Raw genomic sequence first — 16,511 nt, forward strand, 5'->3', positions numbered from 1 at the left:
CTTTCTGAGACATTAATGATCAACTGCGATTATGGCAGTTTTTGGTCTCTTGGGGCGTTTTCATCTGATGAATAATCGGGCCTTCGTTTGAATGAAGGCCCGTTTTACAGTTATTCATACATTTTCTTGGTGAATTCTTTATTTCTTCGGTTCGTGGATAATATCTGTCTTTGTAGCATTTTTTCTCTTTACTCTCGCAGTGAACACCATTACTCAAAGTGTAGGATGAAAGGTCAACATCTTTCCCATCACCAATTATTTCTTTCAGGCGCTCCGATACTTTTTTCCCTAAATATCTTTCGGTGAGTTTTAGCGATAAGCCTTGCTGATCAGCGCAGTATGCTCCTTTTTTATCACAAATAACCCCTTGTACCGGAAAGAAAATATTTGCAGATTTAGTTATAGCCAGCGTGGGGAAGGACAGCAAAAAAAGAGATGCTATAGCCAGTTTTGTCTTCATAACAATTACCTTACTTATTGAATATCAAAATAGAGCCTATGTTTTGTAGCGGTATCAGAGTACGTTGATTGAGGAAAAAGTAATCATTGATTTTGTTACACTATGCTACAAGTGCTTATGTGCTATGATAGCCGCCCCGTTGTCGTTAGGCCGTTTTACCTGAAATCATGTTGTTCATGATAAAACAAGTTGCAGGATTGGCAGGACAACAAATACAGCGATAAAAATGGGTAGGATAGACTCCTATGTTATTAATAATAGATAACTATGATTCTTTTACGTATAACTTATATCAATATTTTTGTGAATTAGGAACAGATGTTTTAGTCAAGCGCAATGATGAATTACAGCTTGAAGATATTGAGCGATTGGCACCTACACATCTGGTTATTTCCCCAGGCCCTTGTACCCCAAATGAAGCAGGAATTTCTCTGGTTGCGATTTCTCATTTTTCGGATAAATTGCCGATTCTGGGTGTTTGTCTTGGGCATCAGGCAATTGGGCAGGCATTCGGGGCCAGTGTGGTAAAAGCCAGGGAAGTGATGCATGGGAAAACTTCTGCCATTCATCATAATCAGCAAGGTGTGTTCAAAGGACTAAACCGGCCATTAACGGTTACCCGTTACCATTCATTGGTGATTGCTGCAGAGACTTTACCCGCCGTTTTTGAAGTCACTGCATGGAGTCAGCATAACGGCAATGTAGATGAGATTATGGGAATTCGTCATCGTACTCTGCCCCTGGAAGGTGTGCAGTTCCATCCTGAAAGTATTCTCAGTGAACAAGGGCACCAGCTACTGAGTAACTTTCTTAGATATTAACCCGATACCAATAATTTCTTCATTTATTCATCTTTTTCATTTGCCCATCTTTGATTTTTTATGCATATTAAATGATTATATTTTCATTTTTGAATGGCGTATATATAAAAAACGGGTGGGAAAATGATGGAGCATGCTGGAGTAAACAGAAATACATACGATCAAGTCATGTTGCCAATTTATTCACCGGCCCAGTTTATACCGGTGAAAGGGCAAGGCAGTCGTGTATGGGATCAGCAAGGGAAAGAATATATTGATTTTGCCGGTGGTATTGCTGTTATGGCTTTGGGGCATTGTCACCCTGCATTAGTGGATGTTTTAACGCAGCAAGGGGAGAAACTTTGGCATATCAGTAATATTTTCACCAGTGAACCAGCTTTGATACTCGCGCAGAAACTGATTGATGCAACTTTTGCGGAGCGGGTATTTTTTGCCAACTCGGGAGCGGAAGCGAATGAAGCCGCATTTAAGCTGGCGCGTCACTATGCTATTACCCGTTACCATCCATATAAAACCAAAATCATCGCATTCCATCAGGGTTTTCATGGTCGTACTCTGTTTACTGTCTCTGTTGGTGGTCAACCAAAATACGCTGATGGTTTTGGGCCAAAACCCGCAGATATTATTCATGTGCCTTTTAATGACTTAAATGCAGTAAAGGCGGTCATGGATGATCATACTTGCGCTGTTGTATTAGAACCTGTTCAGGGTGAAGGGGGAGTCACGCCGGCGACACCCGCATTTATTCATGGGTTGCGTGAACTTTGCGATAAGCATCAGGTACTGCTGGTATTTGATGAAGTACAAAGTGGGATGGGACGTACCGGTAAGTTATTTTCTTATATGTATTATGATGTTGTGCCGGACATTATCACCACAGCGAAAGCATTGGGAAGTGGTTTCCCTGTTAGCGCTATGCTGACTACGGCGAATATCGCTTCGGCGATGGCACCGGGGACTCACGGCACAACTTATGGTGGTAATCCGCTGGCTTGCGCGGTTGCAAATGCCGCTTTTGACATTATCAATACGCCAGAGGTCTTGAATGGTGTTGAAAAACGGCATCATTTGATTGTGAATTTTCTGAACGATATCAATCAAAAATATTCGATATTTGGTGAAATCCGTGGCAAGGGATTGCTGATTGGTGCGGAACTAAAAGCGCAGTATCAGGGAAAATCTAAAGAGATCCTGCAACTGGCGGCTGAAAATGGTCTGATGTTATTGAGTGCTGGTAGTGATGTACTGCGTTTCACGCCTTCGCTGATTATCAGTGAAGAGGAGATAGCCCAAGGGATGGAACGGCTGGAGAAGGCAATTAGCCAGTTGGTGTAACAAGGATAAGAGAAATCAGCGCAGTATCATGCGCTGATTAATCCGGAATTAACGTGTACCGTAAACAACAATTGTTTTGCCGTGTGCGGAGATCAGGTTTTGATCTTCCAGCATTTTCAGAATACGGCCAACCGTTTCACGGGAACAGCCAACAATCTGGCCAATTTCCTGACGAGTGATTTTGATTTGCATCCCGTCAGGGTGAGTCATTGCATCGGGTTGTTTCGCCAGATTCAGTAAAGTCTGAGCAATCCGGCCGGTCACATCCAGGAAAGCCAGGTTACCGACTTTCTCAGAAGTTGTTTGCAAACGGCTTGCCATTTGGGCAGATAAACGCATTAAAATATCCGGGTTTACCTGAATCAGTTGACGGAATTTTTTATAGGAAATTTCCGCTACTTCACAGGCGCTTTTGGCCCGTACCCAGGCTGTACGCTCTTGTCCTTCTTCAAATAATCCAAGTTCGCCAATGAAATCTCCCTGGTTTAAATAGGAGAGGATCATCTCTTTGCCTTCTTCATCTTTAATCAAAACTGCAACAGAACCTTTTACGATGTAGTAAAGCGTCTCTGCTTTTTCGCCTTGATGAATAAGCGTGCTTTTGGATGGATATTTATGAATATGGCAGTGTGACAAAAACCATTCAAGAGTGGGGTCTGTTTGTGGCTTGCCGAGAACCATTCGCTTCATCCTCTGTTGTTATCGCTGCCTAAATAACACGAGAACCTAAAAGTTTCTCGTCAGGCTGGCATATAAAGACACTAGCTTAACATATTAGTTTGCTGAAAAACCGACAGGTGAGGGTTTTATATAGGTTATCTGAAATTTGAAACTTGAGTATTGATCTTAACCCACATATACCTGGACCTGCTTCTGTTTTTAACACAGGAAAAGGTTTCTGTCTTGTCTTGTATTGTTTCAGCACAATAAACTGCTCATTAGATTGCCAGTTTAATACTGAAAGAGTAGGCTTTGATGCAAAAAATGACTTAAGAGGTACTTATGCAAGCGCGGGTAAAATGGGTTGAAGGGTTGTCTCTTTTGGGGGAGTCGTCTTCGGGCCATCAGATCATGATGGATGGAAATGCTGGTGATAAGGCACCAAGCCCAATGGAAATGGTATTAATGGCAGTGGGTGGTTGCAGCACGATTGATGTTATTTCTATTTTACAGAAAGGCAGATATGACCTAAAAGATTGTGAAGTGAAATTAACCTCCCGCCGTCGTGAAGAGGCACCACGCTTGTTTACTTCTATTAATCTGCATTTTATTGTTACCGGCAAGGATTTAACAGAGAAAGCGGTTGAACGTGCCGTCACGCTTTCTGCTGAGAAATATTGTTCTGTTTCGTTGATGTTGGGGAAATCAGTTGAGCTTACCCACAGCTTTGAAATTAAAGAGACAGATTAAGATATTATTTCCTGATTGAAAAATAACGACAGGTAACTAATATCAGTTACCTGTTTTTTTAACTGAATAATATAAGAAGTGGATTCAAACACTGGGTTTTCTAGATTTATCCCAGGTTTTGATCAACAAATTTTTTCCCCTTCCAGTAATCGCTGTACCAATGGTGTCATAATTAATTCCATGGCCAGTCCCATTTTTCCGCCGGGAACCACGATGGTATTAATACTTGAAACGAATGAGCCCTGTAACATGGATAACAAATACGGGAAATCAATTTGAGTCAGATCACGGAAACGGATGACGATAAAACTTTCATCCAGAGAAGGAATGGCTTTGGCTGAAAATGGATTGGACGTATCAACAGTCGGGACGCGCTGGAAATTTATATGTGTCCGGGAAAATTGGGGGGTAATGTAGTTAATATAATCATCCATAGAACGAACAACGGAATCCATCACGGCTTCCTGTGAGTGTCCCCGTTCTCCGGTATCGCGGATAAGTTTCTGTATCCATTCAAGGTTGACAATCGGCACCACCCCCACCAGCAGATCGACATGACTGGCAACATTATGTTGTGGTGTTACCACGCCACCGTGCAGGCCTTCATAAAACAGCACATCGGTCTGCTTTGGTAAGGTTTCCCACGGAGTAAATGTACCGGGGAGCTGGTTGTAAGGCACTGCGTCATCATAGGTGTGAAGGTACTTACGGCAGCGGCCTTCACCGGTCTCACCATAGTCAATCATGGTTTTCTCCAGCATGCCAAAATCATTGGCTTCTGGCCCAAAATAACTGATATGTCTGCCTTGCTCTTTGGCTTTACGGATTGCTGCGTCCATTTCAGGGCGGGTATAACGGTGGAAACTGTCTCCTTCTATCTGTGCTGCGCTGATGTTAAGTTGCTGGAAAATCTTACGGAAAGCTAAACTGGTTGTTGTTGTTCCGGCACCGCTGGAGCCGGTAATCGCAATAATTGGATGTTTGGCGGACATAAGCAGTAAACTCCATAGTGTTAAGAATGGAACATTTCTTTTGGCATAATATTGATGCTCTCATGCAGTTCAGACCACACCAGCATAACATCCCCCTGTTCCAACTGACGACGTATGTCAGCGACTTTCTGCTCAAGGGATTTTTCATCTTCGCCGTAGTCAGTGCCTTCCCGCAGGATAAAACTCTCTATCAAATTTAGCAGAGTTTCTGGTTCCAGTTGTTGCCATGGAATAATCATCGTTGTTGCTCCGGATAAGATGACAGCCAGCTTGGAATACGTTGTTCCAGCCACATTTGTGGTTTCTTCAGTGAACCACTGACAAAGCCGACATGTCCACCGTATTCTGTTAATTGGTATTCAATATTTTTGGGTAGTGTTTTGAGGTCGGGAACGACTTCCGGTGTCATAAAAGGATCGTCTTTTGCATGAATAATCAACAGTGGCACAGTAATGTCAGGCAGGCGTGGCAGAGCGCTGCACTGGCGGTAGTAGTCCGCTGCATCTTTAAAACAGTGGATTTTTGCGGTCACAATTTCATCAAATTCTCGAATATGCTTCAATCCTTTTACCTGAGACAGATTGATAGGTAGCGAACCCGGGTAGCGGAGCAATTTGCGGGTAACATTACGTTTTAGATTGTTAAGCAAATAGCGCTCGTAAACCTGAGAAAATCCTTTTTCTATCCGGCTGGAACAGGCTTCTAACATCAGAGGGGCAGAAACAATGACTGCTGCATTGAGCTGGGCCTGCGTTTTTTCTTCTGCCAGATAGCAGGCCAGCATATTACCGCCGACTGAATAACCCACGGCTGAGGTTGGTATATCACCGTAGGTCTGTTTTAACCAGTTCAGAAAATAACGGGCATCGCTTGTTTCGCCAGAATGATAGAGACGTTTTTGGCGGTTCGGTTCACCACTGCATCCACGGAAATGCATGACAACGCCAAGCCAGCCTTTTTTCTGACAAGTATGAAGCAAACCGTGAGCATAAGGGCTATGGAAACTGCCTTCCAGACCATGAAACAGGATTAGCCGTGGCTTATGTGCTGCGGTTGCTGGATCTTCACTCCATGCCAGGTCAACAAAATCGTTATCTGGCAGATTAAGTCGTTGCCAGTAGGGTTGCAGTTCAGGATACCGCCGCACCAGACGCGGGAGCAATGTTTGCAAATGCGGATTACTGGCTCCGGTTAGAGGACGAAAGATATCGGACATAATGGTTTCGAGTTAAATTGATTAGTTATCTTGTATGGTGAATAACATACTGATATTTTCTGTGAAAGGGAAACGCCATTATTCAGGATGAAAGGAACCATTCATGACAGCAAGCCTGATTTTTTCATTAACAACTTTTTTGTTTATTTCTGCTATTACCCCAGGTCCAAACAATATGTTACTGACCTCATCGGGTGCAAACTTTGGTTTTATCCGTTCTTTGGGATTGATATTTGGGATTCTTCTGGGAATGCAGACGATTTTATATCTGTCCGCTTTCGGTGTGGCGGCATTACTGCTGGTTTATCCTACTATTCACACGATAATGAAAATAGCGGGTAGTCTCTATTTACTGTGGTTAGCATGGAAAACGGCAACAGCCAGTTACCGGCGTCTGGATACCCAAGGTGGCGTTGTCATCAAGCCGGTGCGTTGGTATCAGGGTTGGTTATTACAGTTCCTGAATCCGAAAGCCTGGCTGATGGGGTTGGGATCGGTTGGCAGTTACAGTATTGCAGGTGAACAGTATCTCTATTCCATCATCATTATTAGTGTCGCAACGATATTGATAAGTTTTTTGAGTAGTATCGTGTGGACTGGTTTTGGTTCGTTGATTGGAACATTACTTCGTAGTCGCAATGCCTGGTTTATTTTCAATATTATGATGGGAATATTAACAGCAACCTGTGTGCCATTGATCTGGATTGGATAATTTAATTCGTTAATTTAATTTTGGTTATAAAGAATATTTATTCATTCTTTAAGTGACGATTGCTTATCAAACTTCGCCAGAGCCGGCAAAAGTCGTCCAGTATCATGGTGATTTTGTCCGGCAATTTGGTGCTGATGTTCAATGGCGCAAATTTGACAGTGGTTCTGCTGTGGGCGCTGACTTCCCGTGATATGCAAATCGGTAATATCAAGTTAAATCGACATTTTTATTGCCGAACAGCAGAGTCAGGACAAAACCACTGATATAAGCAACCACCAATCCCGCGGCATAAACTGCCATCCCGATAAAAATACCGCTGTTGGAGGTCATTAGTGGTAGTGCGACTAATCCAGATGGCCCAAAAACCGTATTCAGCCCAACAGGTAATCCCAAATAAGCCACTAAGCCGATAAAGAAACCACCGGCAGCACCTCCCAGACAAGCAGTGATAAAAGGTTTGATGCGTGGCAAGGTTACCCCGTAAATCAAGGGTTCACCGATACCGAGAAAGCCTGGAATAATGGCACCTTTTATTTGAGTACGCAGCAGAGAATCCTTATTCGCTTTGACATACAGCGCCAGTGCTGCACCAACTTGCCCGCCTCCAGCCATAGCAAGGATTGGGAACAGAGAGTTAAAGCCTTGTGCGTCCATTAACGCGAAATAGACCGGAACAAACCCCTGATGTACACCAAACATAACGGCGAGCAGAAACAGCCCTGCCAATATCGCTGTACCAAAAGGATTGCCGTTAAGATTAAGGAATAACCATGACATGCCGCTAAACAGATAGCTTCCCAACGGCATGATAATAATAAAGGCGATTGCTCCCATGATCAGCAGGGTAATCGCTGAAGTGAGGATCATATCCAGATTGTCTGGAATGATCTTACGAACCTGTCGTTCTACCCATGCTCCCAGAATAGCGGCGAGCAGAACGCCGATAATATTGCCGCGTGGATCGATACTGTAACCAAAGAAAGTGGAGATACCGGAGTAGAAACCGCTGGTGGCATCCGGGTTATAACCCAGTACAAACAGCGAGGCGATAATTGCGCCGTTTATACCTAATCCACCAAAGGCTTTTTGCGCGTTATAACCAACCAGGATACTCAAAAAGCTGAACATTCCTTTACTGAATACTTTCATATAACCGATGATTTCAACCAATACAGTATTAGGATGTTCAACGCCCTGAATGGCGATCTGTTCAAGTAAAGTGGCAAAGCCCAGCAGTAAACCAACGGCAATAAAGCCGGGGATCAGCGGTGTAAAAATAGTGGCGAATTTCGTCAGAAATTTATGTACTGCGCTGACCTGTTTCTCTTTAAGCTGCTTTTTATTGGCGGAGGCTATATGGGTTAAATCAGTGTCGCTTTGTGCTGGTTGTTCTACATGAACAGAAGAATCCAGCAATTGATTCATTATTTCAGCCGCAGCCTGGGCTTTTCCCGGTCCAAGGACAATCTGCAACTGGTTATCACTTTCAATAATACCCAGCACATTGGGGATCTGTTTCAGTGTGGCTTTATCCACCTGAGTATTATCATGCAGTGTCAGTCGCAGGCGGGTCATACAGTTACCACATTGAGCCACATTACCCGCATTGCCGATAGCTGTAAGGATCTGAACAATTATTGCCTGATTAATTTTAGCCATCTTATTTATTCCTGTTCAGAAGAAGAAACGATTACCGAACTGTTGAGATTGCCGGGCGAATAAAACCGTGATTCTTTTCCAGTAAAGCCTTTGCTTGTTGAGCATCTATCTCTGCCAGAATCATCACAATGGCTGTTTTGCAATGTCCATCACATGCAGCCAGTGCCTGTTCAGCTTGTATGCGGTTGCATTCTGTGGCGGCTATAACGATATTTTTCTGCCTTTCAACCAGTTTGGCATTTGTCGCTTCTACGTCCACCATCAGGTTGCCATACACTTTTCCTGTGCGGATCATGGCACCGGTAGTGAGCATATTGAGGATCAGCTTTTGTGCTGTACCTGCTTTCATACGTGATGAACCAGTGACGATTTCTGGCCCAACGACAGGTGTTATGGCAATATCGGCTGCTTGTGTCATCGGACTGTCAGGATTACAACTGATACAGGCGACGGTGGCTCCCACTGATTTCGCATACTCCATGGCACCTAGAACGTAAGGTGTACGGCCACTGGCGGCAATACCAACCAGTACATCTTTAGAGTTAAAGTTTAGCGCTTGAAGATCATTTGTGCCTAATTGCCGGTTATCTTCTGCATTTTCAACGGCCCTCAAGATGGCTTGATGCCCTCCTGCAATCAAGCCAACCACTTGCTCCGGTCTGGAGCCATAAGTGGGTGGGCATTCACTGGCATCCAGGATCCCTAACCGGCCAGATGTACCGGCACCAATATAGATTAAACGGCCTCCCTGACGGAAAGCTTCGGCAATTTTATCTACCGTTGCAGCAATTTGCGGCAAAGTTTGCTCTACCGCCAGTGCGACTTTTTTGTCTTCATCATTAATGACCTTTAGCATCTCAAGGGTAGGCAGAGTGTCAATGCAGGCACTGGCTGGGTTGCGGCTTTCTGTCACCATATTGTTGAGATTGATTTTCATATTACTTTCCTAACGGAATACTTTTAAAATGATAAATAATTATTTACTCTTCTTTGTCATAAAGCGCAAATTTGATCGGTATTTCGATAAAAGCGATGGCTTTGTTAAGTGAATGTATTTTATCGGTTATAGAACAAAGTGCTGTGAATAGGTTTGAGAAAATTTTTGTTTTTCATATATTAAGTGAGAAACGTCAATACTAAGCATATGTAATATATATGCTTAGCTTGGCTTGTTTTCAATAAATTCTGTCATCCCAAATGCTATAGGCTGATGTGCCTGCCGTTACGTGATTCCAGGAGATGGATTTATATTTCAGGAGGACTTTTTCATACGGCATCATTTCATTATTGTTTATCGAATGCGGATAGGTACAAGAAACGTCAACAATGCTCGCTTCTGTTAATTTGACCTCATAGAAAAGTTCTAACTGTCCAGCGGTGTTTGTTCTATAAAAGAGAAAAACCGCATGCAATAGTTCGTTTGAAGAGATTGCCATTGATAATAATGGAGATGATTTATCTATTGGCTTAATGAACTGCAATGGGTGATGATCTACATTTTGTTCGCGAGTGATCATGTGACTTAAACTCAATACCTGTATTTGATCTTCGTGCCCCTTTTGATATCGGTTGCCTATAGAGTCCAGCGTTGAACAACCAGCAGAAATTAAACCTTGTTGCTTACCGTTTAGCGACAAATAAATTATATGTGACATAAACAATTACCATATGAGTTCTTTGTTTAAATTACCTAAGCTGTGTGCTTAGTGGCGGAATTGTAACCTTAACATTAAAATATAGAAAAATTAATAGTTCAATATCGAATTTTTTCCATAAGTATCTAACAATTTATTTACTTAAGAAATAATCTTTTTATTTGAAGCACTACTCTTTACAAACGCTTTGCTATTATATAATTGATGTGGTTACTTTCTATATAATGGTGTTATACTCTAATTTTAATTGTGAATGGGTTTAGTCGTATGGACGATAAAGATAGAGAACAGTTATTACAACAACTCAATGATGCGTTAGAGAATAGCTCGTTAGTTTCAGAGGAGAAACTGGCATTGATGATGATGCTATGTTTTCAGCTGTTATCGTCAATTGAAGCTGATCTAATTAATATGAGAGTTTCGGATGGTCGTACTCTTTCCCTCAAATTGGAAATGCCATCCGCTAAACACTAATGTGACGGTTCTTGATTTTAAGAATATTGGAGGAAGTTTCACGATGACATATAAAAAATACAATCCTTCTTTGGAGGGGTATATGGGGGATTTCCTAAGAGGCAATGTTGGGGTTGATCAATTAAAACCTCAGCATGAGTTCTTTGATGCGATTGGTCTTGAGAAGCAGTTAAGAGAGAATACAACGTATATTGCACTGTTGTCATTAGAAGAAGCGAAAAGTGCTTTGCAGGATATTGTCTCTCCAAAACCTAAAAGTCCATTTATGAAGAAGGTGTTCTCAGTTGCCGATCCAATAGCGTCATATGCAGGTAATATACATGATGCTTTTGACTTTACAAATGTAGTAAGAGAATTTAAACAATTAGGGATTATAGCGACAGAGTATGTTGGTAAATATGGTAAAAAATATATTAAAATATCAGGCTATGCTGGGGTTAGAAAAATCATCACTGCATCAAGATACAGTGCTTCTAATATGAAGATGATATCTATGGGGATTGGACAACAAGGAATAAATAGTGGCATAGTTAAGGGAATGAAATTCTGTATATTATTTTCTCTGGCTTATCGGACTGTTGAATATATCTTTAAGGATGAATACACGCTGGCTGACTTCTTAGGGAATATTGCTGTAGATCTGGCTAAAACAGCAGTGGCAGCCTTTGCTTCTTGGGTGACGGGGGTTGCTCTTTCGTTTGTATTGGTAACAGGCGCCAGCATAATTGTTGTAGCTGGTGCAATGTTTATTGCAGGTATTTTAACGGTATATGTACTTAATGCTTTAGATAAAAAATTTAAAATTAGTAAGACTGTAGTTAATTTAATAAAAAAAGAGATGAAGAGAAAAATAAGAACTCCAGAAGCTAATTTCAACCAATTTCTTCATAATTGGGGATGTTATGGAAAATAAGAAAAAGGTTATACCAGTAATCTGTGCTATTGCTATTTTAATTTTAGCGTCAACGGGTTTATTTTTGACAGGGGGGAATTTAATCTCTTTAGTTAAAATGGATGAGGAAATAACATTTTCAGCTAGTGTTTTTATTATATTTTTTTCTTTTCCTTTTCTTTCGTATCTTATGGTTTTATCTATTATTGTTAATATAACTAGCCGTTATCCTAAACGTCATGATGCCTATATTAAATATTTGTCTGTGATAGCTTTTTCTTCGATTTTTTTAAGTTTTCCCATATCTTTCTATGTAGATTATAAATTAAAAAGTGAGCACTATTTGGTGTGTGAAAGAATATCCTGGATGTCACCAAATACCTATGTAAAAAATATCAAGCTATGTGATTAATGTGAGAGATAGGATCGTGGATAATAAAAGAAAAATAATGAATATAATTGGGGTGATTTTTATATTGTCTTTGATGTCTTTTGGGGTGTTTGTTGTTGTTGATAGTCTATATTCATTGATTACAATGGCTGAGATGATCTTTTTCTCCAATGGAATAATAATTGCGTTTTTTTTCTTCCCATTGATTTTTTATTTTTTAAGTTTTATTATTTATTTTAATTTGACAGCGCGTACTCCAAAGTATCACGATATCTGTGTTAATTGTCTTGGTATGATAGCTATTGTTGCATTTTTCTTGAGTTTTCCTACCGCTTTTTATGTGAATTATAAACTAAAGAGTGAGAATTATTTGATATGCCCAAAGATATCATGGTCGTCACCGAATAAATATGTAAAAGATATTAAGCTATGTAATTAACCTGAGTTCAGATTAATTAATATATGAGTAAAAAACTTTTTAGTAAGGAATGGTTAAAGGATCTTTTTTTAATATGGTTTAAAGATCTTTTGTGGGAGGTCATTCCTTTTGGGATTATTGTTATTTGGGTATTTGTAGCTAATATCTTTTTTCCAGATATATGGTTTAGTTTAACTTTGGTTGGTATTTTTATTGTTTTTGTTGCTATGTGGTTTATTGGTAAGCATTACTAAGCATTACTAAGCATAATGAGTTTTTTGTTTAAATTACCTAAGCTGTGTGCTTAGGTGGTGGAAGTATAACCTTAACATTAAAATATAAAAAAACTAATAGTTTAATATCGGATTTTTTTTATAAAAATTTATAACACTTTGTTTACTCACCTTATAAGGGATAATTTGAAACACTACTCTTTACAAACGCTTTACCATTATATAATTGATGTGGTTACTTTCTATATAATGGTGTTATACTCTAATTTTAATTGTGAATGGGTTTAGTCGTATGGACGATAAAGATAGAGAACAGTTATTACAACAACTCAATGATGCGTTAGAGAATAGCTCGTTAGTTTTCAGAGGAGAAACTGGCATTGATGATGATGCTATGTTTTCAGCTGTTATCGTCAATTGAAGTTGATCTAATTAATATGAGAGTTTCGGATGGTCGTACTCTTTCACTCAAATTGGAAACGCCATCCGCTAAACACTAGTGTGACGGTTCTTGATTTTAAGAATATTGGAGGAAGTTTCACGATGACATATAAAAATACAATCCTTCTTTGGAGGGGTATATGGGGGATTTCCTAAGAGGCAATGTTGGGGTTGATCAATTAAAACCTCAGCATGAGTTCTTTGATGCGATTGGTCTTGAGAAGCAGTTAAGAGAGAATACAACGTATATTGCACTGTTGTCATTAGAAGAAGCGAAAAGTGCTTTGCAGGATATTGTCTCTCCAAAACCTAAAAGTCCATTTATGAAGAAGGTGTTCTCAGTTGCCGATCCAATAGCGTCATATGCAGGTAATATACATGATGCTTTTGACTTTACAAATGTAGTAAGAGAATTTAAACAATTAGGGATTATAGCGACAGAGTATGTTGGTAAATATGGTAAAAAATATATTAAAATATCAGGCTATGCCGGGGTTAGAAAAATCATCACTGCATCAAGATACAGCGCTTCTAATATGAAGATGATATCTATGGGGATTGGACAACAAGGAATAAATAGTGGCATAGTTAAGGGAATGAAATTCTGTATATTATTTTCTCTGGCTTATCGGACTGTTGAATATATCTTTAAGGATGAATACACGCTGGCTGACTTCTTAGGGAATATTGCTGTAGATCTGGCTAAGACGGCAGTGGCAGCCTTTGCTTCTTGGACTATAGGAACTGTTCTTTCATCTTTTTTTGTGGCAGGCGCCAGTATCATTGTTGTAGCTGGTATCGTTGTTTTGGCAGGTTTAGCTGCTGCTATTGCACTCAATTACCTAAATAAGGTTTCATAATTCCGCTACACATGGTTTTATTCAACTCATTGTTATACATAGGGTTGTTGGTGGATAAGGTGTAGCGCCATTTTGGAAAGTTATTTAGATAGAAAATATCAAATAAGCGAAAAAGTTATTAAATTGATAAAAGAAGTGTATAACAGAGAAAGAGCCCATGAAGCTGATTTTAATAGTTTTCTTCATGATTGGGAGCGATATAGTTGTGGATAATAAAAGAAAAATAGTGCATATTATTTTGGCGATTCTTATATTGTCTTTGATGTGTTTTGCTATGTTCATCGCAAGTAAAAGCTTATTTTCATTGATTACAATGGCTGATGAAATTACATTTTCAGGAAAAATGGTAATTATGTTTGTTTCCTTCCCTTTAGGTTGTTATGCTTCTATTTTTCCTATTTATTTTCTTTTAACATCGCGTATACCAAAATATCACGATGCCTATATGAAATGTTTTGGTATGATGTTTTTGGTTTCAGTTTTTTTGAGTTTTCCAATCTCTTTCTATGTGGACTATAAACTGAAGAGTGAGAACTATTTGGTATGCGAAAGAATATCTTGGATGTCTGATAATACCTATGTAAAAGATATTAAGCTATGTAATTAACCTGAGTTCGGATTAATTAATGTATGAGTAAAAAACTTTTTAGTAAGGAATGGTTCAAAGATCTTTTTTTATATGGATTAAAGATATTTTGTGGAACACAATTCCTTTTATCTTGATTATCGCTTGGTCAGCTATGACCGCAGCCTGTTTTCCAGATATATGGGGGCGATTAACATTATTGGGTATTGCTGTTGTTACGGCTTTTGTTTTTTGGTGTATTAGTAAGAGGAGATAAATATATTTATATATGTTTAGCTTGTTTTATTGCAATAACTAATTAATTAGCATTTTAGCATGGGTGTGAGATCAGGAAATTTTTAGTAAGAAATGGTTTAAGGCGCTTTTTTAATATGGTTTAAGGATCTTTTATGGGAGTTAATTATTTTTTTGGATTATTGTTATTTTGGCATTAATTTAATCAAAAAAGAAATGGAGAGAAAACCAAGAATGTCAGGGGTTAATCTCAATCAATTTATTCAAACTGGGGTGTTATGGTAAATAAGAAAATATTATACATATAACCGGCTATCTTGTTCTTTTTATTTAAAAATAGCATACGTCAGGTAAATTGCACTATCCTGTATAGCAGAAATTACATATCACAGGGTGCCTGGTAATTGATATAGGAAAATTCTTAAAAATGAAAAAAATTATCATTTTCTAATGCGTTTTATTTAATTGGATTACTTACTTGTTTATCTAGAAAACATGCGTAAATCGTTGTGGTAAATGTCGTGATATATATAATCGCCGATTTTTTAGAATAAATTAATTGATCATCTTATAGTTGTTGTTTAATCTTTGTTTAATTAATTTAAGCATAAAGAATTTAGTTCATTGATGAAATAGTAACTCAAAGAAAGTACATAAGATAAACCTGAGTGGTGAAAATGTGGATATACGTAATCTAAAAGCTTTTATCGTGTTAGCTGAAACACTTAATTATCATAAGGCTTCTAAAATATTACATATTTCACAACCTGCGTTGACAAAGAAAATTAATGCACTGGAAGCATTATTTGGCGCGCTGCTTTTTTCTAGAGGTCCAAATGGGACCAAATTGACTGATTTTGGACAGAAAACACTAGAGAATGCTCAGAAATTACTGGGGCATTTTGAGCAGTTTCAGATTCAGGTTCATCATGATTTGCAAGACGATTCACCAAATTATCTTTATGTGAGTTCTTGTTTTCCTATTTATGATTCTGGGAAAATGAAAGAGCAGCTTTTTTTAGGTAAACAGGAAAAAACGGTGCTTGTGCTAATTACAGGTTTGCCATTCGAGCAGCAAATGAGTCTGTTAAATTCTGGTTTATTACATATTGCTATTGTTCCTTTGCCGTTAATTTCATCACTTATGCCTAAGCGGATTTTTACTGAAAAACTCGTTTATCTTTTTAAAAAAGGCAGTGATTGGACTCAGAATTTTGCTGAATTCAATGCTGAAATAGCATCTTTATATCATCTTAGTGATACTGATGAGAATGATATGCCGATTGATTTTACCGATGGTATCAACACATTTTCTATTTATGATAATAATAGTATGAACTTAATGTTAAAGACCAATGATATCATGATAATGATTGAATTGATCGTTAAATGTAATGGCTTTTCTTTAGTTCCGCAGAAAGTGGTTCGTACAATTCCATCACAATATTTTGATTCACTCGGAATTTTAGAAACTGATATGGAGATTGATTTTGGTATCTTATGGAGTCCAGTTATAGGCTGTGATTTAATAAATGCAGTAGAGCTATTTTCTTCATTAATTGATAATATGTGAATCAGAAAACAGGTATTATTGTTTTTAATGTTGAATTAAATAACGTTTCATAATTATGCTATATGTGGTCTTATTCAACTCATTGTTATACATAGAATTATGAGAGGTATAAGGTGTGGTGCTATTTTGGAGTCTTATTTAATAGAGTG

The 16,511-nt window shown here is 38.9% G+C and carries 21 protein-coding genes and 1 pseudogene; 14 read left to right on the forward strand and 8 right to left on the reverse strand.

The window, feature by feature from the left end:
- Positions 1-19 precede the first annotated feature (19 nt).
- On the reverse strand, positions 20-460 hold the full coding sequence (locus ACUN2T_RS02105) for a YcgJ family protein (RefSeq protein ID WP_445496019.1): 441 nt from the start codon (positions 458-460) through the stop codon (positions 20-22).
- Positions 461-705: 245 nt separating this feature from the next.
- Here ACUN2T_RS02105 and ACUN2T_RS02110 point away from each other — a divergent pair, with 245 nt between their 5' ends.
- Together ACUN2T_RS02110 and argD are read left to right on the forward strand one after the other, a co-directional pair.
- Positions 706-1,281 carry an aminodeoxychorismate synthase component II gene (locus ACUN2T_RS02110; RefSeq protein WP_445496020.1) on the forward strand — a complete coding sequence of 192 codons (576 nt, stop codon included), beginning with the start codon at positions 706-708 and terminating at the stop codon, positions 1,279-1,281.
- A gap of 123 nt (positions 1,282-1,404) precedes the next feature.
- Positions 1,405-2,616, forward strand: a complete 1,212-nt coding sequence (gene argD, locus ACUN2T_RS02115) for a bifunctional acetylornithine/succinyldiaminopimelate transaminase (RefSeq protein ID WP_445496021.1) — start codon at positions 1,405-1,407, stop codon at positions 2,614-2,616.
- A 48-nt stretch (positions 2,617-2,664) separates the two neighbouring features.
- Here argD and crp read toward each other — a convergent pair whose 3' ends face one another.
- A complete protein-coding gene (gene crp / locus ACUN2T_RS02120) occupies positions 2,665-3,297 on the reverse strand; it encodes a cAMP-activated global transcriptional regulator CRP (protein WP_004240730.1) in 633 nt (210 codons plus the stop codon).
- A 321-nt stretch (positions 3,298-3,618) separates the two neighbouring features.
- Here crp and ACUN2T_RS02125 point away from each other — a divergent pair, with 321 nt between their 5' ends.
- Positions 3,619-4,026: an OsmC family protein gene (locus ACUN2T_RS02125; protein ID WP_445496022.1), complete on the forward strand. Its 408-nt coding sequence runs from the start codon at positions 3,619-3,621 to the stop codon at positions 4,024-4,026.
- A 122-nt stretch (positions 4,027-4,148) separates the two neighbouring features.
- Here the strand turns inward: ACUN2T_RS02125 and ACUN2T_RS02130 are convergent, their stop codons facing one another.
- From ACUN2T_RS02130 to ACUN2T_RS02140, 3 genes are read right to left on the reverse strand one after another with little or no spacing between them, the layout of a single operon-like run.
- Positions 4,149-5,018, reverse strand: a complete 870-nt coding sequence (locus ACUN2T_RS02130; RefSeq protein WP_445496023.1) for a phosphoribulokinase — start codon at positions 5,016-5,018, stop codon at positions 4,149-4,151.
- Between the two features lie 20 nt (positions 5,019-5,038).
- Positions 5,039-5,257: a YheU family protein gene (locus ACUN2T_RS02135; RefSeq protein ID WP_445496024.1), complete on the reverse strand. Its 219-nt coding sequence runs from the start codon at positions 5,255-5,257 to the stop codon at positions 5,039-5,041.
- A complete protein-coding gene (locus ACUN2T_RS02140) occupies positions 5,254-6,234 on the reverse strand; it encodes a hydrolase (RefSeq protein ID WP_445496025.1) in 981 nt (326 codons plus the stop codon). Before ACUN2T_RS02140 ends, ACUN2T_RS02135 begins: the two co-directional genes overlap by 4 nt.
- 103 nt (positions 6,235-6,337) lie before the next feature.
- Between ACUN2T_RS02140 and ACUN2T_RS02145 the strand changes: the two genes are divergently transcribed.
- The gene (locus tag ACUN2T_RS02145; RefSeq protein ID WP_445496026.1) at positions 6,338-6,946 is read left to right on the forward strand and encodes a LysE family translocator; all 609 of its coding nucleotides are present in this window, start codon (positions 6,338-6,340) and stop codon (positions 6,944-6,946) included.
- A 52-nt stretch (positions 6,947-6,998) separates the two neighbouring features.
- Positions 6,999-7,155, forward strand: a pseudogene (tauA, locus tag ACUN2T_RS02150) (taurine ABC transporter substrate-binding protein); the annotation flags it as partial.
- On the opposite strand, the gene murP reads toward tauA, so the two are convergent.
- The 3 genes from murP to ACUN2T_RS02165 form a co-directional block, all read right to left on the reverse strand.
- On the reverse strand, positions 7,154-8,605 hold the full coding sequence (gene murP / locus ACUN2T_RS02155; RefSeq protein ID WP_445496027.1) for a PTS N-acetylmuramic acid transporter subunit IIBC: 1,452 nt from the start codon (positions 8,603-8,605) through the stop codon (positions 7,154-7,156). The pseudogene tauA and the gene murP overlap by 2 nt on opposite strands.
- Positions 8,606-8,636: 31 nt before the next feature.
- Entirely contained in the window at positions 8,637-9,542 is a 906-nt protein-coding gene (gene murQ, locus ACUN2T_RS02160; RefSeq protein ID WP_350306046.1) for an N-acetylmuramic acid 6-phosphate etherase, read from the reverse strand.
- Positions 9,543-9,780: 238 nt separating this feature from the next.
- Positions 9,781-10,260, reverse strand: a complete 480-nt coding sequence (locus tag ACUN2T_RS02165; protein ID WP_445496028.1) for an Hcp family type VI secretion system effector — start codon at positions 10,258-10,260, stop codon at positions 9,781-9,783.
- Between the two features lie 267 nt (positions 10,261-10,527).
- Between ACUN2T_RS02165 and ACUN2T_RS02170 the strand changes: the two genes are divergently transcribed.
- The 9 genes from ACUN2T_RS02170 (at position 10,528) to ACUN2T_RS02210 (ending at position 16,362) form a co-directional block, all read left to right on the forward strand.
- A complete protein-coding gene (locus ACUN2T_RS02170; RefSeq protein ID WP_445496029.1) occupies positions 10,528-10,734 on the forward strand; it encodes a hypothetical protein in 207 nt (68 codons plus the stop codon).
- Positions 10,735-10,777: 43 nt separating this feature from the next.
- The gene (locus tag ACUN2T_RS02175; protein ID WP_445496030.1) at positions 10,778-11,647 is read left to right on the forward strand and encodes a hypothetical protein; all 870 of its coding nucleotides are present in this window, start codon (positions 10,778-10,780) and stop codon (positions 11,645-11,647) included.
- Complete coding sequence (locus ACUN2T_RS02180; RefSeq protein WP_445496032.1) at positions 11,637-12,038, forward strand: DUF1240 domain-containing protein; 402 nt, start codon at positions 11,637-11,639, stop codon at positions 12,036-12,038. The genes ACUN2T_RS02175 and ACUN2T_RS02180 overlap by 11 nt, the downstream gene beginning before the upstream one ends.
- Before the next feature lie 133 nt (positions 12,039-12,171).
- The gene (locus tag ACUN2T_RS02185; RefSeq protein WP_445497786.1) at positions 12,172-12,456 is read left to right on the forward strand and encodes a DUF1240 domain-containing protein; all 285 of its coding nucleotides are present in this window, start codon (positions 12,172-12,174) and stop codon (positions 12,454-12,456) included.
- A gap of 23 nt (positions 12,457-12,479) precedes the next feature.
- Positions 12,480-12,689, forward strand: coding sequence for a hypothetical protein (locus tag ACUN2T_RS02190; RefSeq protein WP_445496033.1), 210 nt, complete (start codon positions 12,480-12,482; stop codon positions 12,687-12,689).
- Positions 12,690-12,960: 271 nt separating this feature from the next.
- On the forward strand, positions 12,961-13,089 hold the full coding sequence (locus ACUN2T_RS02195) for a hypothetical protein (protein ID WP_445496034.1): 129 nt from the start codon (positions 12,961-12,963) through the stop codon (positions 13,087-13,089).
- Between the two features lie 160 nt (positions 13,090-13,249).
- Entirely contained in the window at positions 13,250-13,969 is a 720-nt protein-coding gene (locus ACUN2T_RS02200) for a hypothetical protein (RefSeq protein ID WP_445496035.1), read from the forward strand.
- 157 nt (positions 13,970-14,126) lie between these two features.
- Positions 14,127-14,576, forward strand: a complete 450-nt coding sequence (locus ACUN2T_RS02205; protein WP_445496036.1) for a DUF1240 domain-containing protein — start codon at positions 14,127-14,129, stop codon at positions 14,574-14,576.
- Positions 14,577-15,468: 892 nt separating this feature from the next.
- Positions 15,469-16,362: a LysR family transcriptional regulator gene (locus ACUN2T_RS02210; RefSeq protein WP_445496038.1), complete on the forward strand. Its 894-nt coding sequence runs from the start codon at positions 15,469-15,471 to the stop codon at positions 16,360-16,362.
- Positions 16,363-16,511 lie beyond the last annotated feature (149 nt).

The sequence above is a fragment of the Photorhabdus machadonis genome (genome assembly GCF_052657765.1).